The sequence below is a fragment of the Corallincola platygyrae genome, assembly GCF_039544265.1.
Taxonomy (GTDB): domain Bacteria; phylum Pseudomonadota; class Gammaproteobacteria; order Enterobacterales; family Neiellaceae; genus Corallincola; species Corallincola platygyrae.
Map to the genome: position 1 here is coordinate 33,997 of NZ_BAABLI010000004.1, position 24,661 is coordinate 58,657.

Here is a 24,661-nt window from a genome sequence, read left to right on the forward strand (position 1 = left end):
AACCATATGATTTTATGATTTTTATTTCTCTCTTTGTATCCATCATTGTTGTGTGGTCATTGTCTCTGTAAATTTAACAGACGTTAATAAAGCAAATGCTCTAGTCTTATTCAGCATACCTAGGCTGGTAATGCATCTCCGCCTTCCAATATTCGAATAGAAATGGCCGCGGCTGCGGTGCGATTGTCCACATCAATCTTTTTGAACAGCTGCTCTAGGTGTTTGTTGACTGTGCGGGGGCTCATGCTAAGGATCTGCGCAATCTCCCAATTGGTTTTTCCAAACGATACCCAATAGAGCACCTCTGATTCACGTTTGGTGATGGGGAGTTTGTCCTGAAGTACATCAGGCGAACGGGTAGCCTCTGCCGCCACCAGCCTTACCAAACTTTGGCCGGGCTGATGTTCGCCACCAAACTGAGCTTGCATGGGCATTTCAAACTCATTGATGGCCAGCGGGGTATGTTGAGGGGCTTTTCCGAGCCAAGGCAGCAACTGGTCGGTTATACGCTGCCAAACAGTTGACTCTTCATCAGGGCTGGAGGTGACGAGTTGATGCACATGAGGCGTTGCCCAGGCGATAGTGCCACTATGCTCGATACAGATGACATACTGACCGGCATGGTCCAAGGCTGTTTGAGCACTTAATGCCATTCGCGCGTTCTGGGTATGAACTTTAATTCTCGCCATCACCTCTTCGGCGATGATGGGTTTGGTAACATAGTCGACGCCCCCAACCTCGAATCCTTTTACCACGTGTTCGACATCGGTCAGTCCGGTCATAAAGATCACTGGGGTCATCGGCAGTTGCTGCTTTAGTTTCTCACAGGTTTCAAACCCATCCATACCGGGCATGATCGCGTCCATTAATACGATGTCTGGGGTGATACGCTCAGTGATAGAGAGTGCTTGCTGGCCCGACAGCGCAACCAACACGGTCAAGCCCGCTTCATTCAGCGCCGCATTGAGCATGCCAAGGGACTCGGGCGAGTCATCGACTACCAGCACAATTGAGCTGACGCTTGGTGTGTTAGTCATGTATTAGTTCATCCAGATAAGTGACGATTTTTTCAAAGTCACAACGTTGTGATTCTTGGCGCATGCGTTCGATGAAGTCACTGCCAGCAACTTGCTGAAGCTCGAGTTTATTCAGGGTTTCGCTGAATGCGCTCAAGTAGCCAATTTCTGCCCAATTTCTTAGCTCTTTGAGGTGAGTGCCATCAGGCAAGGTTTCCGGAGAGTGGAAGCTATGGCTGTGTTCAGGGCTCGCGACTTGTGTGGGGCTCTCTTGTACTTTCCATTCGAGCCGCAATAGCTTTCCTATCTTGCTAAGTAGTCTACTGAGTTCGACTGGCTTGGTCAGGTAGTCATCGTGATACTGGCCAAGCAGGTTGTCGTGCTCAATTTCCAACGTGTTTGCAGAGACCATCAAGATGGGTTGGGTCGCGCCGCGCTTTCTTAATTGAATTGCAAGCTGCCAGCCACTGACCTCAGGCATGGCGACATCCAGCATAAACATATCAACAGGACAGTGGCTGCTGACTTCAAGTGCTTCTCTGGCGTTGGCCGCCTGAAAGATCACAAATCCGAGCGGTTCGAGGATATCTTTGAATAGCTGACGCTGAGAGCTCTCGTCATCGACGACTAATATGGTGCGTTCGTCGCCTTCAAAACCTATGACATTTGCGTCCGGCAGACGGACTTCTTTGTGGGGTTTGCTTAGCGCAGGCAGCATCAGGCTTAAGGTAAACTCACTGCCTTTACCGGGCGTACTTCTGAAGTCGATGTTTCCACCCATTAACTCGGCCAAGGAGCGGCTGATCGTTAATCCCAAACCCGTACCTCGAATGGCCTGAGTGGATAGTGTTCTTACTCGCTCAAAGGGTTTGAAAATCAGCTCTCTGTCCTTGTCATCAATGCCTAATCCGGTATCCGTCACTTTGAAATGTGCGACCTCATTACGATAACTGACACTGAACGTCACTTTTCCTTTTGGCGTGAACTTAATCGCGTTTGAAAGCAAGTTCATCAAGATCTGGCGCAGACGCTGCTTGTCGCAGGCGATAAAGTCTGGAAGTGGATTGGCCAAGGTGTAGTCAAATGCAATGCCCTTGTTCTGCGCCTGTAGCCTGAACATATCAACCACTTGGTCGAGAAATACGCCGATTTGTACTTCATCACGCTGTAGCTCCAAACGTCCTGCCTCGATCTTGGAGATCTCCAATAGGCCTTCGATCAGATCGGTCAGATGTTCGCCATTGCGACGTAAGATGGCTGCGTACTCTCGCTTTTCTGGGGGTAATTGGTCGTCTTTACTAAGCAGTTGTGCGTAACCCTGGATCACATTCAGCGGTGTGCGAAGTTCATGGCTGATCCCCGCCAGGTAACGGCTTTTTGCCTGATTGGCATTTTCCGCTGTCTCTTTCGCTTCCTGCAGTGCCTGATAGGTTTCTTCGTGGGCGTCTATCTCCTGGCTCAGCAATTCAGATTGTGATTGCACTTCCTGCATGGCGACGCGGCTGCTGTCGCGGGCAAGAATAAACAGCCAGCTGACAACCCCGATCAAAATCAGCAGTAAGAAGAACGCTTTGATAAAGGCGAGTGACACGGAGCCATCAACTAATAAATGATCTGGGACCTGGGCGTAGGCCAGCGTCAGGATCGCCGCCATGATCGATGATATTGCCAGCATCACCAATATGAACTGTCCCATCGAGCTGCCTAAACGCTCCACCCACGCGGGCGACAAAAAGCGGGAGGCAAACTGTTTGGATTGCGACGTTAAGGTCGCGTGGCTGCGGCATGTGTTGCCACAGCGAACGTCCAAACTGCAGCAAAGCGAGCAGATTGGCGTGTTGTACGCGGGGCAATGGGCCATGTCTTCTCGCTCAAACTGAAGCTCGCACACACCACAGGTTTGCAGTTCGCCACTCAGTTGTTCGGCTAAAGTGAGTTCGGGGGGCCTTGCCAGATAAAAGCGACTTTTTGTCAGGTAGGCGAACAGAGGCACAGTGATAAATGGCAGTAAAAAAGCCACAAAAGAGCTGATCGCTTTAAAAAACTCGCCGAAGAAGTTGAGGTGGCCCAGCACGCCGATCAGTGATGCCAACAACATAGAGCCAACGCCTACAGGGTTAATGTCATAAAGCTGTGAGCGTTTAAACTCGATATGTTTTGGACTCCAACCCAGCGGCTTGTTGATGATTAGGTCCGCCACGATGGCGCCTATCCAACCGAGTACTAATACCGAGTAAATTTGCAGCATCTCTTCAATGGCTTGATAAACCCCCAACACCATGAGTAAGAGGGCGATGACCACATTAAAAATGACCCATACAACACGTCCTGGGTGACTATGGGTAATACGTGAGAAGTAGTTTGACCATGCCAGGGATCCTGCATAGGCATTGGCCACATTAATCTTTAACTGAGAGATAATCACGAATGTGGCTGCCAAAAACAGTGCGATGCCTTTGTTCTCCGTGACATAGCGGAACACCACCATGTACATGTGCGCCGGGTCATCCGCGACTAAGGCCGGTAGGCCGTGCTTCAACGCCAAATAGGCGAGAAAAGAGCCCAGTACCATTTTGGCAGCGCCCACCAGGATCCAGCCAGGACCCCCCAGTATCAGTGCGGTCCACCATTTCACCCGGTTCTTTTCCGTTGGTTCCGGCATAAAACGGAGAAAGTCGACCTGTTCGCCGATTTGGGCGACCACACTAAGTAATACCGCACAGGCCGCCCCAAACATCAGGAAATCAAAGTGATTTTCGCCTGGACTCTCTGTTCCTCCGAATGACAACCAAGCCATTAACTGGCTGTCCGGGTGGGTAAACACGAAATAGAGAGGGATTAGCTGCATCGCCAACCAGATCGGCTGAGACCACTGCTGAAAACGGCCGATATTAGTGATGCCGTGAGTGACCAGCGGGATCACAATTAGGGCGCTGATGATATATCCGACAACCAGCGGAACGCCCATAAGTAGCTGAAGCGCCATCGCCATAATGGCGGCTTCAAGGGCAAAGAAGATAAAGGTAAACGAGGCATATATAAGCGAGGCGATAGTCGAACCAATATAGCCAAAGCCCGCCCCGCGGCTGAGTAGATCGATATCGACGCCGTATTTGGCCGCATAGTAGCTGATAGGTATGCCACTAAACAGAATGACCAAGCTGACAATACCTATGGCCCACAACGCGTTGTACACGCCGTAGTTAAGTGTGATGGCACCACCGAGCGCCTCCAGAACGAGGAAAGAAACGGTACCCAGTGCCGTGTTTGCGATCCATGCCATATTCCAACGCCGCGCGCGTTTCGCGGTAAAACGCAGCGCGAAATCTTCCAGCATTTCATTGCCCACTAGCTTGTTGTAAGTGCGTCGTGTGGCGAGGATCTTATTTGAGTGCATGGACTGGTTGTGTCTGTTCCCTGATCGATTCTGCATATTGTCCGCGTCTACTGCTCTTTCACTTCAATTAACAGGTGCAACGCGCAATTACCGCATCTTGCAAACCGCAACATAAGCCCTGTTCTGTATCGGGCATATGCGTCATTTGACGTATATGGGTACTGCGTATGGCGAATAGGCTTTATTGCGCCTTCCCTGAATACTGCTCAACGTCACCTTGGCATCGTTTCTAGCGATGATACGACAGAGCGATAACAATAATCAGCCCCATCCTTCTACGGATAACATCGGCAACGCTTTGTGGTTTCTCTCGGTGGCAGTGCTTTTTCAACTAACGGATTTGAAAAGGGAGTGCGCAATGAGAACCAAACATGTTTCCAAACTCGCGACAGCCACACTGCTCGCGCTAGGTCTGGTACCAACCACGTATGCTGGTGCCAAATTAGATATCACCGAAGACAGCTATATCAGTCTCGGTGCCGGTATGAGAACCACCGCAGCCATCACTGAGGATGGCGCCCCCAGTGGTGATAGCAATTCCACCGACTTTAACGTCGACAACATTCGCCTCTACCTCTCGGGGCAGCTCATGCCTGCGGTGAAGTTCACGTTCAATACAGAAAAGATTGATGGCGACATTGATGTTCTCGATGCCATCGTGCAGTACGAGCCGATGGCTGAGTTCAACATCTGGGCGGGACGCATGCTGACGCCTGCAGACCGCATTGAGATGAATGGTCCGTTTTACGCGTTGACATGGAACCAGTACACGGTGCCGCTCTATCCATCCGATCAGGGGGGCGAAGCGGGACGTATCGGTCGTGATGACGGTATCACCGTGTGGGGAACACTCGATAAATTCCAGTATGCCGTTGGCATCTTCGATGGCCTGGAAGGTGGCGCAAATCAGGATGATTCGGTCTTGTTTGCAACGCGCGTGGCATACAACTTCTGGAACATGGAAGGCAACCCGGCCTACTACACAAGCTCGACTTATTACGGTGCTGCGGGCGATGTGCTGACCGTGGGACTTTCTGCCCAGTTTCAGGAAGATGGCGCAGGTATCGCCGGTGATGCTGAAGACTTCTCTGGTTACGCCGTCGATCTGCTGATGGAAAAAGTCCTCGAAGGGGGGGGGGTCGTTACCCTGGAAGGCGAGTACAAAGATTTTGAAGCCGATCTGAGTGACGCTGCGCGAGCCGCGCCAGACTGCTTCTGCCTGTTTGACGGTGACTCCTATTTTGCCACCGCCGCCTATTTATTCGCCGAGCCGGTGGGGATTGGCAAGGTGCAGCCTTACGTCCGTTACACCTCCAACAACCCCAATGATGGTGACGATTCTGACCTCACTGAAGTTGGCGTTAACTATGTCATTAAGGGCCATAACCTGCGCCTGAATGCCAATTTCACCACGGGCGATGCAAATGCCAGTGGTTATGCCGCAGCGGACGACGTAGACACCTTCACTCTGGGTGTTCAGTTCCAAATTTAATCGCAGTTCCAGAAATCACCCACGCCATCCGAGAGGGTGGCTGGATCACAACAAGGGAAGAGCAAGATGAAAAAACTACTGTTAGCCGGGTCGATTGTGACCAGCCTCTTGTTTGCCGGTCAGGCGGCCGCAGCGAAAGAAGAGGAAACCATCAAGGTCGGTGTATTGCATTCGCTGTCAGGCACCATGGCGATCAGTGAAACCACACTGAAAGACACCATGCTGATGCTGATTGAAGAGCAGAACAAGAAGGGCGGTGTATTAGGCAAAAAGCTGGAACCAGTGGTCGTTGACCCAGCCTCTAACTGGCCACTGTTTGCTGAGAAAGCGCGTGAGCTTATCACCAAGCATGAAGTTTCGGCGGTGTTTGGTTGCTGGACGTCGGTATCTCGTAAGTCAGTGCTGCCAGTATTCGAAGAGCTGGATAACCTGCTGTTTTACCCGGTGCAATATGAAGGCGAAGAGTCGTCCAAAAACGTTTTCTATACGGGTGCGGCACCTAATCAACAGGCGATCCCTGCCGTCGACTACCTGATGAACGATCTCGGCGTTGAGCGCTGGGTGCTGGCAGGTACAGATTACGTTTACCCACGAACTACCAACAAGATCCTGGAAGCCTATCTCAAGGCGAAAGGTGTCGCGGACAAAGATATCAAGATCAACTACACCCCATTTGGCCACTCCGACTGGCAGTCGATTGTTGCTGACATCAAGAAGTTTGGCGCCAGCGGCAAGAAAACCGCCGTGGTATCCACCATCAACGGTGATGCCAATGTCCCTTTCTACAAAGAGTTGGCTAATCAGGGCATCTCAGCAGACGACATTCCTGTGGTTGCTTTCTCTGTCGGTGAAGAAGAGCTCTCTGGTATCGACACAGGCCCATTGGTGGGCCACCTGGCAGCCTGGAACTACTTCATGAGTGTTGAAGCGGACGTGAACGACGAGTTCATCGAAGCCTGGCATGAGTTCATCGGTAGCGAAAAGCGTGTCACTAACGATCCGATGGAAGCCCATTACATAGGCTTCAACATGTGGATTAAGGCAATGGAAAAAGCGGGAACCGACGACCCGGCTGCAGTACGCGAAGCGATGATCGGTGTGACGGTTCCGAATCTGACCGGTGGCTACTCCGCCATGATGCCTAATCACCATATCACCAAGCCCGTTCTCATCGGTGAGATTCAGGATGATGGTCAGTTTGAGGTGGTCTGGCAGACCTCTGGTCTGGTACCTGGTGACGCTTGGTCTGACTTCCTGGAAGGCTCTAAGAGTATTGCCGCTGACTGGCAGTCACCGCTGCTGTGTGGCAACTACAACGTGAAAACTGGCAAGTGTTCCGGCCAGAACTACTAAGCCGAAACTGTCGTTAGCAGATGGCCTCACCGGCCCACTTCCTGGGCTAATTAGCGCCGGTGAGACCATCTGATTTTCACCCAACGAAGCTTTTCAAAGCTTCGATGATTGAAGCCGACGAGACCCTGTTTGAAGAATCGGGCTGAAGTATACAAGTGAAATTGCGAAATGAAGTACACGAAGGAGCGCCTCTGTTGAACGGTTCAAATGCCAAACTGACATTACTGAAACCCGCTGACATGGCAGCGGTGCTCATAAGAATGCTGACCTTGATTGTCAGTTTATTCTGTTTTTCCACCACTGTTACCGCTGCTAGCACCAGTGACAGCGATGGTGACGTTCTCGCCGGTGGCAGCGATGCTGCGGTGCAGCTAGAGGCTACGATAGAAAAACTTTCTTCCCGAAAATTCTCCGATAAATCAGATGCCATCTCCGAGATCCTCAACAGCGGTGACCCCCGTGCTTATCAGGTATTGGAGTTAATGCTGGATGGCGAACTCTATTATGTGAAAAAGACCGGCGCGATTGTGCTTATTCAGCCAACGGAAAGTGGGCGAGTACTGGCATCCCCTCTCTTTATCGCCGGAGAGGCAGGTGTTGAGGCGAAAGGAGAGGTTAACCTTCAGAAACTCTCTGGCGAAGAGATGAAAAAGCGCAAGGTCAAACGTGTTGGCATTAACAACACCTTGCGCAAACAGTTGAAACAGGGCATTGCCAAGTTAGCACTGTCTGCAGAATTACCGAAACAACGAGCGGCAGCGATCACGACGCTGATTGGCGACCTTACCCTAGAGACGCGCGCCATGCTTGAAGCGCAGTTATCGCAAGAAACAGATTCAACCGTTAGCGGTTTAATTGACGTCGCGCTAGCTATCGACAATCTCAATCGTGGCAGCGACAACCCCAAAGCAGATATTGAGGTACTGGGCGAAAGCCTGCAGCCAACGGCGCGCAATGCGCTGGTGAGCTTTGAAGCGTCAACCGAAGACCCCGCCCTAAAAAACCAAGCGCAAAAGGCAATTGCCCGTATCGACCAGAAAATCAAATACGCCGGTATGGCTGAAACGCTGTTTTTTGGCTTGAGCCTTGGCTCTGTGCTGGTACTGGCAGCGATTGGTCTGGCGATCACTTTTGGTGTCATGGGTGTGATTAATATGGCCCACGGCGAGTTGATTATGCTTGGTGCCTATACGACGTACGTCGTTCAGCTGTTGATGCCCAACCACATTGGCTTGTCGATACTGGTTGCTATTCCGGCGGCGTTTATTGTCTCTGGCCTGGTTGGCATTGCGATTGAGCGCAGTGTTATTCGTTTTCTGTATGGCCGCCCCCTGGAAACATTATTGGCGACCTTTGGTCTGAGTCTGATTTTGCAGCAGGCGGTGAGAAGCATTTTCTCCCCCCTCAACCGCTCTGTTGCAACCCCTGACTGGATGAGTGGTTACATAGAGATTAACCCTGTGCTGTCACTCACCCTGAACCGTCTCTACATCATTTTGTTCTGCCTGATCGTGTTTGCGCTGTTGTTCGCACTACTGCGCTATACCCGCTTGGGTTTGCAGGTGAGGGCGGTTTCACAGAATCGCGCCATGGCAAAAGCCATGGGTGTGCGTTCTGACCGCGTAGACGCGCTGACCTTTGGTTTGGGCTCAGGTATCGCCGGTGTAGCTGGCGTGGCGCTAAGCCAGCTGACCAACGTTGGGCCAAACCTAGGGCAGTCCTACATCATCGACTCTTTCATGGTGGTAGTGTTTGGTGGCGTCGGCAACCTTTGGGGCACCTTGGTCGCCGGGCTTTCGTTGGGTGTAGCGAACAAGGTAATGGAACCCATGGCTGGCGCGGTACTGGCCAAAATCTTAGTCCTCGTTTTCATTATTCTATTCATTCAAAAACGACCGAAGGGCTTGTTCCCACAGAAAGGTCGTTCAGCGGAGGATTGAGCATGAGTATCGAAGCTCGGAGTTTGTTTGATCGATCCACATTGGTGTTTTTAGGCGCGCTGACCCTTGTGTCGATATTAGTGCCGATTTTTAACCTGTTGGTGCCAGAGAACAGCACCTTTCATGTATCGACCTACACAGTCACTTTGTTGGGCAAATACCTGACTTATGCCTTGTTGGCAGTAGCAGTGGATCTGGTGTGGGGCTATCTGGGGATTCTTAGTTTGGGCCACGGGGCATTTTTTGCCCTAGGCGGCTACGCCATGGGTATGTACTTGATGCGTCAAATTGGCGACCGGGGTGTCTATGGGCATCCGGTATTGCCTGACTTTATGGTGTTTTTAGATTGGGACAGCCTGCCTTGGTATTGGCTTGGATTTGACCAATTCTGGTTTGCCGCACTGATGATCATTCTTGTACCCGGCGTATTGGCGTTCTGTTTTGGTTGGTTGGCGTTTCGTTCGCGGGTTACCGGCGTCTATCTTTCGATCATGACCCAAGCGCTTACTTATGCGCTGTTGCTGGCGTTCTTCCGCAATGAAATGGGTTTTGGTGGCAACAACGGGTTGACCGATTTTAAAGAGATCCTTGGCTTTAGTTTGCAGTCAGATGGTACACGGATCTCACTGTTTATGTGTTCGGCATTGGCGCTGGGACTCGGCTATATCGCTTGTCGTTTTATTGTCGCCAGCAAGCTGGGACGAGTATCGATGGCAGTGCGAGACGCGGAATCCCGAACCCGATTTATCGGCTTCAAAGTGGAGTATATCAAGCTGGCGATTTTCACCTTTTCTGCCGTGCTGGCAGGCGTCGCTGGTGCCTTGTACGTGCCGCAAGTGGGCATTATCAATCCGTCAGAATTCTCGCCGTTGAACTCCATCGAGCTCGTTATCTGGGTAGCGATTGGTGGCCGAGCCACGCTTTATGGCGCGGTGATTGGCGCGCTGCTGGTGAATTACGCCAAGAGTTACCTCACCGTAGAGCTGCCCGAGGTTTGGCTGTTTGCGCTGGGTGCCATGTTTGTTCTGGTTACGCTGTTCTTGCCCAAAGGGCTAATGGGGCTGCTAGGGAAGTTTAAATTGGGGAAAGCAAAAACTGAGCAGCCAGCAGTGGCTGAGGAGGCGAGCGCATGAGCCTGAAACAAGCCTTCTACGACTACGGACGTCGTGACCAGGTGTTTGAGTTTTTAAAGCCGGTGCATTCGCCCATGTTAGATGTCGCCAAGGGTTACATCCTCTATCTGGAAGATATCAGTGTCAGCTTTGATGGCTTTAAGGCGATCAACGAACTGAATCTGTACATCAAAGAGGGGGAACTGCGCTGCATTATCGGGCCAAACGGCGCCGGCAAAACCACCATGATGGACATTATCACTGGCAAGACGCGGCCCGACCAGGGCAGTGCCTGGTTCGGCCAAAACATCAACCTATTGGAGCTGTCTGAGCCAGAAATTGCTCAGGCAGGTATTGGCCGAAAGTTCCAAAAACCTACCGTGTTTGAGCAGCTCAGTGTATTTGCCAACCTCGAACTGTCGATGGCGGGAGAGAAGGGTGTCTGGACCACGCTCACCGCCACGTTAACCGGCGAGCAGCGCGACCGTATCGATAATGTATTGGTGAAAATCGGGCTGATTGAACACAGATACCAAGATGCGGGTAGCTTGTCTCACGGTCAAAAACAGTGGCTGGAGATCGGCATGTTGCTGATGCAAAACCCTAAGTTATTGCTGGTCGACGAGCCGGTGGCAGGGATGACCCATCAGGAGATGGATCGCACCGGCGAGCTTCTGACCTCATTGGCCGGTGAGCACTCCATTGTGTTGGTCGAACATGACATGGATTTTGTTCGTTCTCTGGCCAAGCAGGTCACAGTGTTGCACCAAGGCAGTGTGTTGGCCGAGGGCTCCATGGCGCAGGTGCAAGCCGATCCCCGTGTTGTTGAAGTTTATTTGGGAGAGTAGCCATGTTGAAAGTCAATCAGCTTAACCAGTTTTATGGCGAAAGCCACACCTTGTGGGATTTGGACTTAGATGTGGCTGAAGGCAAGTGTACCTGTTTGATGGGGCGTAATGGTGTCGGCAAAACCACCTTGTTGCAATGCATCATGGGGCTGCTACCCGCCAAATCGGGCAGCATTGAGTTCAATAGTCAGCCGATCACTAAGCTGGCAAGTGAAAAGCGAGCGCCACTGGGTATCGGTTATGTACCGCAAGGGCGACAGATATTTCCGCTGCTAACAGTGGAGGAAAATCTGCAGGTAGGCTTGCCCGCAAGGCCAGACAAACTGCGCAAAATCCCAGAATTTATCTTTGAGCTGTTCCCGGTGCTTGCCGAAATGATGAATCGCCGTGGTGGCGATTTGTCGGGGGGGCAGCAGCAACAGTTAGCCATCGGTCGGGCGTTAGCGATTGACCCCAAGCTGTTGATTCTAGACGAACCCACCGAAGGTATTCAGCCCAACGTCGTCCAGGAAATCGGTGACATTATTCGTCGGCTGAATCAGGAGATAGGCCTGACAGTGCTTCTGGTAGAGCAAAAGCTGCCATTTGCACGCAAGGTCGCTGACAACTTTTGTATTTTGGATCGCGGCAGGCAAGTGGCAGCGGGCGAGATGACTGACCTTGATGACACGCTGATCAAAAGGTACCTGACCGTATGAGTGGGCCGTTGCCATTTCAGTCAAGCGATGACCTGTTACCGAGCTGTCAGGATTCTGAAAGTTCGGTGATTGTGCGAGCAAGCGAGATAACAGGGCTTGGCTTAGACCGCCACTGGCCCGCCATGCTAACCCTGGGTTTTGATAGTGCGAAACAGGGAGATAGTCAGCGCACGCGCATGCATCAGATGCAATTCAAAGGGCCGTTGCGCGTGCAACGCCCATTTTATCCCGAAGATGGTGCATGCCATGTTTATCTGCTGCACCCGCCGGGCGGTTTAGTCTCTGGTGACGACTTAGCGATACAGGTGGAGTGTCAGCCCGATGCCCATGCACTACTCACCACACCGTCGGCCGGCAAAATCTATCACGCAGATACAGATGGCGTGGTTCAACGCCAAACGACCGCCATTACCGTCACCGATGCCCGCTGCGAATGGCTACCAATGGAAACCATCGTGTTTGATGGCGCCCACGGCGTGCTGAAAACCGCTATTCAGTTACATGGCAATGCCAAGTTTATTGGCATGGATGTGGTGTGCCTGGGCCGACCCGCATCGGCGCTACCGTTTTCAACCGGCGTCATCGAACAACATCTGTCGCTTTATCACAACGGCGTGCCCTTGCTGCTGGAGCGCCAGCGACTTTCAGGTAACGACCCGTTGCTGTATGCCAAAGCGGGGTTTCAGCAAGCGACAGTGTCTGGGACGTTATTGGCGTTTGCAGGTGAGAACATCTGTGACGAACGTGCAGCAGAGTTCTCGTTAGAGATGCTGGTTGAGAAACTCAGAGACGCATTACCTCAACGTGATGGCGATGACTGGTTCAGCGTGACCGAACGATTAGGTGTCATTGTGGTGCGCTATTTAGGCCATAACAGTGAGCGGGCGCAGCAAGGCTTGCGCCAGGCATGGCAAATCTTGAGACCAGACGTGATTGGAACTGCGCCAGTGATTCCGCGGGTTTGGAACACCTGATTTATCTGAATTTTTACCAGAATAGATTTCGAAATAGGAGATAGCCAGACCGATGGAATTATCACCCAGAGACAAAGACAAGTTGTTGCTGTTTTCTGCGGCCATGTTGGCCGAGAGACGACTCGGGCGTGGTTTGAAGTTGAATTATCCCGAAGCGATTGCACTGATTTCGTTTGAAGTGATGGAAGGCGCCCGTGATGGCAAAACCGTAGCCGAACTGATGAGCAGTGGTCGCCATATCTTGAGCCGGGAGCAAGTGATGGACGGTATCGCCGAGATGATCCACGAAGTGCAGGTGGAAGCGACATTCCCCGATGGCACCAAGTTGGTGACCATCCACGAGCCTATTCAATAAGGAAATTGCCCATGAAACCCGGTGAATACTTTTTAAGTGACACACCTATTGCGCTGAACCAGGGGCGAGACACGCTGACACTCTCGGTGGTGAATCATGGCGACAGGCCCATCCAAGTCGGCTCTCACTATCACTTCAACGAAACTAACACGGCCTTGGAATTTGATCGCGAATTAGCGCTGGGCATGCGGCTGAACATTCCCGCCGGTACCGCCGTGCGTTTTGAGCCAAGCCAAAGTCGCACCGTTGAGTTAGTGCCATTTGCCGGTGAACGCAAGGTGTACGGTTTTCGTGGTGACGTGATGGGCGCGCTTGAAAACACAAACACAGAAAGCAAATCGGTGAAGGAGTAAACCATGGTTGATATCTCTCGCCAAGCCTATGCAGATATGTACGGTCCCACGGTGGGTGACAAGGTGCGATTGGGTGATACCGAGCTAGTGATAGCCGTGGAGAAAGACCACACGGTTTACGGCGATGAAGTGAAGTTTGGTGGCGGCAAGGTGATCCGTGACGGCATGGGGCAGGGACAAAAGTGCCGCGACCAGGTAATGGATTTGGTGATCACCAATGCGCTGATTCTGGATTATTGGGGCATCGTCAAAGCCGATGTCGGCATCAAAGACGGTAAGATCGCTGCCATTGGCAAAGCAGGGAATTCGGATACCCAAGAAGGTGTCACCATTCATATTGGTGCCAGCACCGAAGTGATTGCTGGTGAAGGCCAGATCCTCACCGCTGGCGCCATTGACGCTCATATTCACTTTATCTGCCCGCAGCAAATCGAAGAGGCACTGATGTCCGGTGTCACCACTATGATTGGCGGCGGCACTGGCCCAGCGACAGGCACCAATGCCACTACCTGCACGCCTGGTGCGTGGAATATGCGTCGCATGTTACAGGGGACCGATGGTTTCCCAATGAATTTTGGCTTTCTCGGCAAAGGCAACGCCAGCCTGCCAGAGCCTATTGCAGAACAGATTGAAGCGGGCGCCTGTGGCCTGAAACTGCATGAAGATTGGGGAACGACACCTGCCGCCATCGACAATTGCTTAACCATGGCCGATGCCTACGATGTGCAGGTTGCGATTCATACCGATACGCTGAATGAATCGGGTTTCGTTGAAGATACGCTGTCGGCGTTTAAAGGTCGCACTATTCACACTTACCACACAGAAGGCGCGGGTGGTGGTCATGCCCCCGATATTATCCGCGCTTGTAGTCAGCAAAACGTATTGCCTTCATCCACCAATCCGACCCGACCTTACACCATCAATACGGTCGATGAGCACTTGGATATGTTGATGGTGTGCCATCACCTCGACCCAAATATCCCAGAAGATGTCGCGTTTGCTGATTCCCGGATCCGCAAAGAGACCATTGCGGCGGAAGATATCCTGCACGACATGGGAGTGTTCTCCATGATCGCGTCAGACTCGCAGGCGATGGGTCGTGTTGGCGAGGTGATATGCCGTACCTGGCAAACCGCCCATAAGATGAAGGTGCAGCGTGGCTTTCTTGGAGAAGATGCAGTTATCGCGGCTGATAACTTACGCGCCAAACGTTATATCGCCAAATACACTATTAACCCGGCACTCGCTCATGGCATCAGCGAGTACGTGGGCTCGATTGAAGTGGGCAAGCTGGCTGATCTCGTCCTTTGGAAGCCGGCATTTTTCGGCATTAAGCCCGCGCTCATTCTGAAGTCAGGTTTTATTGCCGCTGCGCCTATGGGCGATCCCAATGCGTCTATTCCCACGCCTCAGCCGGTGCATTATCGCTATATGTTTGGCGGCTACGGCGCCGCCGCATCGGCCAGTTCGGTCACTTTTGTCAGCCAAGCATCGCTGGATAAAGGCCTAGCAGATGAGGTCCAGGTCGCGCGTGCGCTCTGGCCGGTGAAAGGCTGTCGCTCTGTTACCAAATCCGATATGAAATTGAATGATGCCTGCCCGGATGTAACGGTCGACCCGCAGAACTACGAGGTACGCGCTGACGGCGAGTTGCTGACTTGCGAGCCGGCATCAGAGCTACCGCTGGCACAACGTTATTGTTTGTTTTAACGGCCTTTTTTAAGACGTCACATATTTCTAGATAAGGCGAAAGAGGAATTTTCATGATCCGAGTGATAGAGAAACATAACCATTGCCAAGGCCCGGTCGTTGACAGTCTGACTTTGCCCTATGCACTGCGGCAGAAAGGGCGTTTTCGAGTGAGCTCTGATAACGGCCAGGATGTGGGCGTCTTTTTGCCTCGCGGCGATCTGCTTAGTGAAGGCGAATACTTGCTGACCGAATGCGGTAAATGGCTAGCGGTGAAAGCGGAAGCTGAAGCAGTTGTCACGGCAAAAACCGATTGCTGGCTGACCTTTGCCAAGGCCTGTTATCACTTAGGCAACCGTCATGTGCCGTTACAAGTTGGTGAACAGTGGCTGCGTTTTCAGCCGGACCATGTGTTGGAAGAGATGGTGGAATTGCTGGGGCTGACCGTGGAACCGGGTAAAGCCAGCTTCACCCCTGAAAACGGCGCATATAGCCATGCTGGTCATTCTCACGGCGAGCACCATTCCCATGAAGATAAGCATGCTCACCACGGCCATTCGCATGAACACTCACACGAACATACGCGTGATCATGCCCATCATCATGAGCCGGGGCATACCCACTGATGGCGTCGCAACTGCTGTCACTGCTTCACCTGAGCAGCCCAAGCTTGCCCATCGGTGCGTTCGCCTACAGCCAAGGGTTGGAATCAGCGATCGACATAGGCTGGGTAGACGATGAGGACGCGTTAAAACGCTGGCTGCAAGAGGTGATGACCCATTCGCTAGCTAACTTGGACCTGCCGTTAATTCAGCGGTTGTATAGCACGTGGCAAGAACAAGCCAGCGAACGTGTTCAGTATTGGCAACAAGTGACGCTAGCCAATCGAGAAAGCGCCGAACTGGTTACGGAAGAACAGCGTTTGGGAGCAACCTTCTCAAGATTACTGGTGAGCTTGGATTTAGCGCCAGAAGCGGGGTTTGAGTCACCTACCTATCTCTCTATGTATGCCTTCGCGGCACAAAAAATGGCCATTCCAATGCAAGAGGCTTTATCTGGCTGGCTTTGGAGCTGGCTGGAAAATCAGGTGATGGTGGCGTGTAAAACCATTCCGTTGGGACAAACGCCAGCCCAGCGCATTCTTTTGCAACTGAATCCCACTATTACCGAATGTGTTGAAAAGGGGATGGCAGTTGAAGACGACGAGATCGGCATGACACTGCCGGCACTCGCCATGGTGTCAGCCTGGCATGAACAACAATATTCACGATTATTTAGGAGCTGAGAAATGAGTTCACAATGTTTACGTGTGGGGGTCGGTGGCCCGGTTGGCTCCGGCAAAACCGCACTGCTGCGACAGCTGTGTAAAGCGATGCGCAAGCACTATGACCTGGCCGTCGTGACCAATGATATCTACACCAAAGAAGACGCCGAGTTTTTGTTGCGTCACGACGCCCTGGAAGCAGACCGGATTATGGGTGTCGAAACAGGCGGTTGCCCTCACACCGCGATTCGAGAAGATGCCTCAATGAACTTGGCGGCCATTGATGAGTTGCAGCATCGGCATCCTGAACTGGAGCTGGTGTTGGTCGAAAGCGGTGGCGATAACTTAAGCGCGACCTTTAGCCCTGAGCTGTCTGACCTGACCTTATACGTTATCGATGTTTGCGCTGGCGACAAGATCCCACGTAAAGGCGGCCCAGGTATCACCAAGTCAGACCTATTAATCATCAACAAAACAGATCTCGCCCCCATGGTAAATGCATCGCTTGAAGTCATGGACCGAGACGCGAAAAAGATGCGGGGCGATCGCCCGTTTGTGTTTACCAATTTTATGCGCGGTGACGGTGTGCAGCAGATTATCGATTTTATCGTTGAGCAGGGCATGTTGAATGCTAAGCCTGTTCAAGTGGAAGAGGTTGCAGAAGGAGTAAACGTATGAAGCATTTAACCAAACTTAAAGGCGGCTTTCTCGGCTGCATTCACGGCATCATGGCGTTACTTTGCTGTGTTGCTAGCGCGCCGGTTCTGGCCCATGTTGGCCATGGCGACCATATGACATTCGCCGCTGGCGTGATGCATACGCTGAGTGGCTGGGATCATTGGGTAGCCTTGTGTGCAATTGGCATGCTGACAAGCGAATGCAAAGGTCAGCGAGGGCAAATCGTGTCATCTTGGGCCGCAGTCGTCGCGGTTGTTTTTGCTTTGCTGGCGGGTCTCATTTCCGGTGGTTTATCGACAATATTGATGTCACACTCAGCTACCCTTGAAGTGTTGGTACTGATTTCCGCGGTTTTGCTTCCGTCGCTTTGGTTGTTCAATCATGTAGGTAACGTCCCTAAAGTAGGCTTGTTAGCGATGGCGTTTGTTTTTGCCGCGGTGCATGGCGTCGTTCAAGGAGTGGAGTCTGTTGCTGGTGGTGTTGGTTACAGTGCCGGAATGGCCGTCGCCAGCGGCGCGGTTGTATTACTCGGATTATTGGCTGCCCATAGTGTGACTGCTGCTCGTCGAACTTTAGCCCTAATTGCTGGCTAGTCGATTGGCAAACCTTCCTTTAATGCACGTAATCAGAAGGCGGGAATTATCTCGCCTTTGTTGCTTGTATCGACTTAACTTTTATCGCAATCAGCAGAAGCCCCCCCTTCATCCACCATCCTTTATCTCTGTCTTACGTCAACAGATTGGTATGGCAAATACCAGAAATGAGGCTATCTATTAATAGACCGAGTCATTAAGTTTTTTACAACGAAATCAATATTCAAGCTGATTGTTTAGGGAGTACAGGCAACAATGCTCAGCGATGGCGTGGTGTGGCAGGCTTCTATTTCCAACCTTCTATTTGGTTTGGCGCTTTGCTGCGTCATTTTGTTTGTCCTGCTTCGTCATCGCTTGGACCAGTTTACGATCAAGCAGTCTATCGCAAGTATATTCTCCTTACTTGCCACCTTATTCTTCTTTTGTGGTGCACTTACATTCCTACTGTTATATGGCATTGATGAACAAGAAAGGTTGGAGGACAAAAAGTACCAATCACTGGAACTGGCGTTGGAAGTAAAACAATCATCTGATGATCTCACCCGTATGGCCCGGCTTTATGTTGTTACCCGAGAGCCTCGCTATGAGGAGTATTTTCGGCAAATCATCGCCATTCGAGATGGAGAACAGCCCCACCCATCAGGCAATCTTCAATCCTACTGGGATCAAGTCATTGCTGAGCGTCTGGATATCAATTTAGACGGTCCAACCTATAGTATTGAAGCACGTATGGAACAGCTGGAGTTTTCTGACCAAGAGCGGGAGACATTGGCGCGAGCGAAAGCGGAATCTGATGCGTTGGTGGCACTGGAAGATGAAGCTATGTTGGCATTGGAAGGGTTATTCAAAGATAACCAGGGGTTTTACACCCGCCAAGGTGAACCGGATCCGTATCTTGCCCGCCAACTATTACACGGTGATGATTATCATCAAGCCAAAGCCAAGATCATGACGAACATAGACCAGTTCTTCTTCTTAGTCGGCGAGCGCACCGATTTTGAAATCCATGAAATCAGTAAAAACAACCATATTGTGGTTTGGTATATCGGCATTCTAATTCTCGCTGCTATCGCGGTTTGCCTATACACCTTTGTTACCCTTAAGCGACGAGTCATTAAGCCGTTGACCAACTTAGCTGTGGGCAGCTCAGCAATCAAGCTGGGCGACTACAGCAAACGTATTGAAATCAGCTTCGAAGACGAAATCGGCGCAGTCGCCAAGCTATACAACGCGATGGCTGAAAGTATTGAATCGCGAACTCATGAACTGCGTAAGCTGGAACAATCTATCCGATACAGCCCCATGACAGTGGTTATTACTGACCCCGATGGCATCATTGAACATGTCAATCCAACGTTCACTAAAGTCACTGGCTATCAACCCAAAGAAGCGATCGGAAAGACCCCCGCAATTCTGAAAAGCGAACATACTGATGACGCCACTTATGCTGAGCTGTGGAATACCATCAATCAGGGGCAGGTATGGCATGGAGAGGTGATCAACCGACGCAAAGATGGCAGTGAATACTGGGCATCACTGGCGATTGCCCCCATAGCTAATGATCGCGGGGAAATCACCAACTTCATCGCAACCGCAGATGATGTAACGGAGCAGAAGCAAGTCGCGATTAAACTGGCGGAGAACCAGCAGTTTATTAAAAGCATCCTCGATTACTCACCCGCGGTGGTTAATATCAAAGATATGCAGGGCAAGTACCTGCTGGTAAATCCTGGCTGGTGTGAAGCGACAGGCATCAGTGAAGAAGACGCATTGGGACATACTCCCTATGACTTTTTGCCTGCTGAGATTGTCGATCCTCTGATGGCTCATGATGCACAGGTAGCTGACAGCGGTGAAGCGGTGGGCTTTGAGGAAGCATTCGTTAGTCCATCGGGTCAGGAGCAAACCTATTATACTTACCGATTCCCGATAAAATCTGAAGACGGTCGGGTGTTTGCTTTGGGCAGTATCTCTACTGATGTCACTGAGCTCAATCAAGCACGACAGGAAGCGGAGGCGGCAACCAAGGCGAAAAGCGATTTTCTCGCCAATATGTCTCATGAGATCCGAACACCAATGAATGCCATTATCGGCATGTCTCATCTTGCACTTCAGACCGAACTGAATGCAAAGCAGCGCAACTATGTTGAAAAGGTTCATCGCTCTGCCGAAGCCCTGCTAGGCATCATTAATGACATCCTCGATTTTTCCAAGATTGAGGCAGGCAAGATGACCTTGGAGCGGATCGACTTCCGGTTGGAGGATGTGTTGGACAATCTGGCTAATTTGGTCGGCCTCAGAATTGAGGACAAAGGACTCGAACTGCTGTTTGATATCCCAGCGGAAATGCCAACCGCTTTGGTCGGTGACCCGTTGAGGCTGGGGCAGATTTTGGTAAATCTGGGTAACAACGCGGTTAAGTTCACCGAAACAGGTGAAGTGGTTATCAGTGCCAAGCTGGTGTCGAAAGGGGACAAAAAAGTCAAACTACAATTCAGCGTTCAGGATACGGGTATCGGTATGACGCAGGAACAATGTGCCAAGTTGTTCAAATCCTTTAGCCAGGCAGATACGTCGACCACGAGGAAATTTGGTGGTACTGGGCTGGGGCTGTCTATCTCCAAGAACCTCTCAGAGCTGATGAATGGCGAGATATGGGTTGAGAGTGAGTTGGGATGCGGCAGTTGTTTCAGTTTTACCGCAGAGTTTGGTTTGCAGAAACAGGCTTGCCCCAGCCTCAGAGAGGTAAACAGCGTAATTGGTGAGCAGCGGGTACTGGTCGTTGACGACAACAGCTCAGCGCGGCAAATCATTTGCAACATGCTCAGCAGTTTTGGCCTGCAGAGTGACAGTGTTGATTCAGGTAAAGGCTGTCTGGAAATTCTTCGAAGCGCTAAGCAGCGATACCAAATCGTCATCATGGACTGGAAGATGCCGGGCATGGATGGCTTCGAGACCATACGCAAGATAGGCGAACTAAATCTGCCTGAACAACCGCAAATCATTATGGCAACTGCCTACGGTAGAGAAGAGGCTATCCAGGAGGGGGATACCGAGCAGGTAAGTAGTGTCATCAGTAAACCTTTGACACCATCCTCTTTAATGGATGCAATCATGCGGGCTATCGGCAAAGAGGTGATTAGCGAAACCCGGGCAAGTAATCGTCAAGACGCTGCATCTGAATCGATTGTTGCTTTGCAGGGAGCTTATGTCCTGTTGGTTGAAGACAACGAAATGAACCAGGAGTTGGCTGTAGAACTGCTGACAAGCAATGGCCTTACTGTGGAAGTGGCAGATCATGGTGAAGAAGCGTTGGAGCAACTTTCCAAGCATACCTTTGACGGTGTCCTGATGGATTGCCAAATGCCGGTTATGGACGGTTACACCGCCACACGAAGAATTCGCTTGAACCCTGAGTGGAAAGATTTACCCGTATTGGCGATGACAGCAAATGCGATGGCAGGCGATAGGCAAAAAGTGCTGGATGCCGGCATGAACGATCACATCGCCAAGCCTATTAACGTTGACGAAATGTTCGCCACCATGGCCAGGTGGATAAAGCCAAGTAAAAAGCGCCCGGTAGACGTTGTAGATGCGAAAGCACCAGCAAGCCGTATTGACAAAAACAAGCGGGTGACTCTGCCTGTTATCGATGGTTTAGATACCGCTGCGGGCTTGGCGATAACCCAAAACAATCCCACGCTATACCTCAAACTGTTAAACAAGTTTGTTGCTAATCAGGGCGAGTTTGTTGAAAGTTTTTCATCAGCGGTGGCACAGGATAATTGGGAAGACGCTGAGCGTTTGGCTCATACATTGAAGGGCACCGCTGGCAGTATTGGCGCTGGAGCCATTGCTGATAACGCAAAACTGCTTGAGCAACATGCCCAAAATAAGGCAAAACAGCCACAAATTACGGTCGCGATAGAACAGTTAAAAGATGAGTTCGTTCCATTTATCAAAGCGCTGAAGTTAGCACTGCGTTCATCTGATGAACAAAGTGCTCGAGAAATAGTTGATGAGCAGACACTCGATAAAGCCGCGTTTGACGTCAAACTCACACAAATGCGCCCGCTTATTGAAGCGTTTGATACCCAAGCGGCGGAAGTACTGGAAGAGCTGGCTCAAGTGCCTGGAATGAATCAATATCAGCAGCAGTTAAAACGCCTTGAAATGGCGATCTCCGATTATGATTTTGATTTGGCTTTAGAAGCGTTGGAAGAGTTGGAAAGCCAGGTTTGACCCATGTCTGGCGCGCCAGATTTTTCCGCAACAACTAAACTCCTGTTTAACGTGATTCGTATTACCCCCCGAAACAAACGGCCAGGAGAAAAGCGATGTCAGGTTCAAATCATCATACCTACAAGTTAACTGAGATAGTTGGTTCCTCTCCCGATGGCATTGAAGATGCCATTAACAACGCGATTGAGCGAATGGGCAAAACCATACACAACCTGCGTTGGTTTGAAGTGGTTGAGACCCGTGGTCATATCGATGGTGGCAAAGTGGCCCATTGGCAGGTGACTTTAAAAGTAGGTTTTACCCTCGACGATTAGGTTTTACTCTCGTCGAATAGGTTGCTGGCGCGAATCATAAATTAAATCGCAACCTAGTCATGATTTGCTAATATTCTCCCTCGACAGGGAGGAATCTCTTGTGGTCGTGCTGCGACCACAGAATTACGGACGATTGATGTTGTTGTTATTTAATCGAGGTTGTCCGTGCATGCTTTTCAATGCTCTTTTGGCAGATTCCTGCTTTTCGCCTTTTTTCTTGCTCCAATCCAGACGTATGGCAGTGATACATTCACTTTTTCTCAGGCTAAACGTGAATTGAAAACCCTTTACACGACTGAGCTTTCCCCACAAACCTTCTATTGTGGATGTGATTTTAAAAAACAGGGAAAGAAGCTGATACCGGTGCTTGAGAGTTGTGGTTATCAGGTACGCAAAGAGCAGAAACGCGCCAGCCGAATTGAATGGGAGCATGTGGTGCCAGCCTGGGAATATGGCCACCAAAAACAGTGCTGGCAAAAAGGTGGCCGCAAGAACTGCGCAAGAAACAGTGATGCCTTCAAAGCCTTTGAAGGGGATATGCACAACCTGGTACCAGCGATTGGCGAGGTGAACGGTAATCGCAGCAACTATCGGTTTGGTATGGTGACGAGTAGCAAACACGCGAGTTATGGCGCCTGCCCGATGAAAATCGACTTCAAACAACGGGTCGCTGAGCCAACCGTGCGAGCAAGAGGGTGGGTGGCGCGAATCTATTTCTATATGTCAGAGAAACACGGCATCAAACTTAGTCGCAAACAACGCCAGCTATTTGAAGCCTGGGATAAGCAATACGAGCCATCTGACGCAGAGTGCCAGCATGAACGAGCGGTGGCTGCGCTCCAGGGGGATCGCAATCGATACACGGCGGAAAAGTGCCGTTGATACCCTCGCCTTAAATTGGTGCAAGCTATGTGAGGTTGATCAAAAGCGCGCCCTAATATGGTGATGGTGGGGCTTTTTAAACTACTCGATGTAGATTAACTCTTTGAAAATAAAGACTAATATTAATTGGCATAGCCTTTGTATTGCTATAGCTAGCAGAAGCGTTGATGGCATCACTTAACTTAGTCAAAACACGCTAGCCACAATTTGGAAAATGGTTCGCTAGGGTTCCGGCCTTTAAAACAGGTGACTGGTCCGAGAGCGAACGACCTCTTTCGAGGTTACACGGCGGGATAAAAGCCCGGGAGGATGAATCGAGGCAGTGATGCCGTCGTCACCTTCTGCGCACATTAAAACGCTAATACGAAAGGGGTCCGCAACATGAAAATCAAAGCAACCTTACTTGCACTATTACTACTCGCGTCACCTGCTTCATTCGCCAAAGACAGTTTCAAAATTTGTTGGTCTATCTACGTCGGTTGGATGCCTTGGCATTACGGCGAAAACGAAGGCATCGTTAAGAAGTGGGCTGACAAATACGACATCGACATCGAAGTCGTGCAAATCAACGATTACATCGAATCTATCAACCAGTACACCGCGGGCGCTTTTGATGGCTGCACCATGACCAACATGGATGCGCTGACCATCCCTGCGGCTGGTGGTGTCGATTCAACCGCGCTAATTGTTGGCGACTTCTCCAACGGTAATGATGGCGTTGTTCTGAAAGAGGGTGCATCTCTGGCTGATATCAAAGGTCAGCAGGTGAATCTGGTTGAGTTGTCGGTTTCCCACTACCTGCTGGCTCGCGGCCTGTCTACCGTAGGTCTGAGCGAAAAAGATATCAAAGTGGTTAACACCTCTGATGCTGACTTGGTTGCCGCATTTACCACCAAGGACGTGACGGCAGTGACCACCTGGAACCCGCTACTGTCAGAAATTACATCTCAGCCGAATGCCACCAAGGTGTTCGACTCTTCTCAGATCCCTGGCGAAATCATCGACCTGTTGGTGGTTAACACGGACACGCTGAAAGCCAACCCTAAGTTTGGTAAGGCGTTAGTCGGCGCATGGTACGAAATCATGGGCAAGATGGCCGATGGCTCAGAATCCACTGCCGCTGCGCGTACCGCAATGGGCGTTGCCTCTGGTACGGATCTGGCGGGTTATGAAGCACAACTGGCCTCTACCAAGATGTTCTACACCCCTGCAGAAGCCGTCGCGTTTACTACCAGTGCGCAACTGAAAGACACCATGAAGTACGTTGCTGAGTTCTCATTCCAACACGGCCTGTTGGGTGATGGTGCTATGGATGCCAGCTTTATCGGCATCGAAACGCCAGCCGGTGTTTATGGCGATAAAGGCAATGTGAAGTTCCGTTTCGACCCTAGCTACATGCAGATGGCTGCTGAAGGCAAGATCAAGCTGTAGGCCCTCCTGCTCAGGCCCTCATTTTGAGGG

General features: G+C 51.0%; 20 protein-coding genes and 1 riboswitch. Of the genes, 18 read left to right on the top strand and 2 right to left on the bottom strand.

Translation table 11 applies throughout. The features are described from left to right. Positions 1-119 precede the first annotated feature (119 nt). Positions 120-1,037, bottom strand: coding sequence for a response regulator (locus ABEA14_RS00900; protein ID WP_345337853.1), 918 nt, complete (start codon positions 1,035-1,037; stop codon positions 120-122). After that, on the bottom strand, positions 1,030-4,413 hold the full coding sequence (locus ABEA14_RS00905; RefSeq protein ID WP_345337854.1) for a hybrid sensor histidine kinase/response regulator: 3,384 nt from the start codon (positions 4,411-4,413) through the stop codon (positions 1,030-1,032). The genes ABEA14_RS00900 and ABEA14_RS00905 overlap by 8 nt, the downstream gene beginning before the upstream one ends. A gap of 358 nt (positions 4,414-4,771) precedes the next feature. On the opposite strand from ABEA14_RS00905, the gene ABEA14_RS00910 reads away from it, so the two are divergent. The 18 genes from ABEA14_RS00910 (at position 4,772) to ABEA14_RS00995 (ending at position 24,631) form a co-directional block, all read left to right on the top strand. Then, positions 4,772-5,905, top strand: coding sequence for a porin (locus ABEA14_RS00910; RefSeq protein WP_345337855.1), 1,134 nt, complete (start codon positions 4,772-4,774; stop codon positions 5,903-5,905). A gap of 66 nt (positions 5,906-5,971) precedes the next feature. Next, on the top strand, positions 5,972-7,258 hold the full coding sequence (gene urtA, locus ABEA14_RS00915; protein WP_345337856.1) for an urea ABC transporter substrate-binding protein: 1,287 nt from the start codon (positions 5,972-5,974) through the stop codon (positions 7,256-7,258). Positions 7,259-7,740: 482 nt separating this feature from the next. Further along, positions 7,741-9,198 (top strand): urea ABC transporter permease subunit UrtB, encoded by a 1,458-nt coding sequence (gene urtB / locus ABEA14_RS00920; protein ID WP_417291731.1) that lies wholly within the window; start codon positions 7,741-7,743, stop codon positions 9,196-9,198. Positions 9,199-9,200: 2 nt separating this feature from the next. Then, the gene (urtC, locus tag ABEA14_RS00925) at positions 9,201-10,331 is read left to right on the top strand and encodes an urea ABC transporter permease subunit UrtC (RefSeq protein WP_345337858.1); all 1,131 of its coding nucleotides are present in this window, start codon (positions 9,201-9,203) and stop codon (positions 10,329-10,331) included. A gap of 74 nt (positions 10,332-10,405) precedes the next feature. Continuing rightward, a complete protein-coding gene (urtD, locus tag ABEA14_RS00930) occupies positions 10,406-11,158 on the top strand; it encodes an urea ABC transporter ATP-binding protein UrtD (RefSeq protein WP_345338256.1) in 753 nt (250 codons plus the stop codon). 2 nt (positions 11,159-11,160) lie between these two features. Beyond that, positions 11,161-11,856, top strand: coding sequence for an urea ABC transporter ATP-binding subunit UrtE (gene urtE / locus ABEA14_RS00935; protein ID WP_345337859.1), 696 nt, complete (start codon positions 11,161-11,163; stop codon positions 11,854-11,856). Beyond that, positions 11,853-12,830, top strand: coding sequence for an urease accessory protein UreD (locus ABEA14_RS00940; RefSeq protein WP_345337860.1), 978 nt, complete (start codon positions 11,853-11,855; stop codon positions 12,828-12,830). Before urtE ends, ABEA14_RS00940 begins: the two co-directional genes overlap by 4 nt. A gap of 52 nt (positions 12,831-12,882) precedes the next feature. After that, positions 12,883-13,185 (top strand): urease subunit gamma, encoded by a 303-nt coding sequence (locus ABEA14_RS00945; protein ID WP_345337861.1) that lies wholly within the window; start codon positions 12,883-12,885, stop codon positions 13,183-13,185. 11 nt (positions 13,186-13,196) lie between these two features. Continuing rightward, entirely contained in the window at positions 13,197-13,538 is a 342-nt protein-coding gene (locus ABEA14_RS00950; protein ID WP_345337862.1) for an urease subunit beta, read from the top strand. A 3-nt stretch (positions 13,539-13,541) separates the two neighbouring features. Continuing rightward, positions 13,542-15,248, top strand: coding sequence for an urease subunit alpha (gene ureC, locus ABEA14_RS00955; protein ID WP_345337863.1), 1,707 nt, complete (start codon positions 13,542-13,544; stop codon positions 15,246-15,248). 53 nt (positions 15,249-15,301) lie between these two features. Then, positions 15,302-15,853 (top strand): urease accessory protein UreE, encoded by a 552-nt coding sequence (ureE, locus tag ABEA14_RS00960; RefSeq protein WP_345337864.1) that lies wholly within the window; start codon positions 15,302-15,304, stop codon positions 15,851-15,853. Beyond that, complete coding sequence (locus ABEA14_RS00965) at positions 15,853-16,512, top strand: urease accessory protein UreF (RefSeq protein WP_345337865.1); 660 nt, start codon at positions 15,853-15,855, stop codon at positions 16,510-16,512. The genes ureE and ABEA14_RS00965 overlap by 1 nt, the downstream gene beginning before the upstream one ends. Before the next feature lie 3 nt (positions 16,513-16,515). Further along, positions 16,516-17,169, top strand: a complete 654-nt coding sequence (gene ureG / locus ABEA14_RS00970; RefSeq protein WP_345337866.1) for an urease accessory protein UreG — start codon at positions 16,516-16,518, stop codon at positions 17,167-17,169. Further along, the gene (locus tag ABEA14_RS00975; RefSeq protein WP_345337867.1) at positions 17,166-17,762 is read left to right on the top strand and encodes a HupE/UreJ family protein; all 597 of its coding nucleotides are present in this window, start codon (positions 17,166-17,168) and stop codon (positions 17,760-17,762) included. The genes ureG and ABEA14_RS00975 overlap by 4 nt, the downstream gene beginning before the upstream one ends. Before the next feature lie 255 nt (positions 17,763-18,017). After that, positions 18,018-22,004 carry a response regulator gene (locus ABEA14_RS00980; protein WP_345337868.1) on the top strand — a complete coding sequence of 1,329 codons (3,987 nt, stop codon included), beginning with the start codon at positions 18,018-18,020 and terminating at the stop codon, positions 22,002-22,004. A 95-nt stretch (positions 22,005-22,099) separates the two neighbouring features. Then, entirely contained in the window at positions 22,100-22,318 is a 219-nt protein-coding gene (locus tag ABEA14_RS00985) for a dodecin (RefSeq protein ID WP_345337869.1), read from the top strand. A 165-nt stretch (positions 22,319-22,483) separates the two neighbouring features. After that, positions 22,484-23,200 carry an endonuclease gene (locus ABEA14_RS00990; protein WP_377776178.1) on the top strand — a complete coding sequence of 239 codons (717 nt, stop codon included), beginning with the start codon at positions 22,484-22,486 and terminating at the stop codon, positions 23,198-23,200. A gap of 211 nt (positions 23,201-23,411) precedes the next feature. Beyond that, positions 23,412-23,510, top strand: a riboswitch (guanidine-I (ykkC/yxkD leader). Between the two features lie 71 nt (positions 23,511-23,581). After that, the gene (locus ABEA14_RS00995) at positions 23,582-24,631 is read left to right on the top strand and encodes a putative urea ABC transporter substrate-binding protein (protein WP_345337871.1); all 1,050 of its coding nucleotides are present in this window, start codon (positions 23,582-23,584) and stop codon (positions 24,629-24,631) included. The last annotated feature ends 30 nt before the right edge of the window (positions 24,632-24,661 follow it).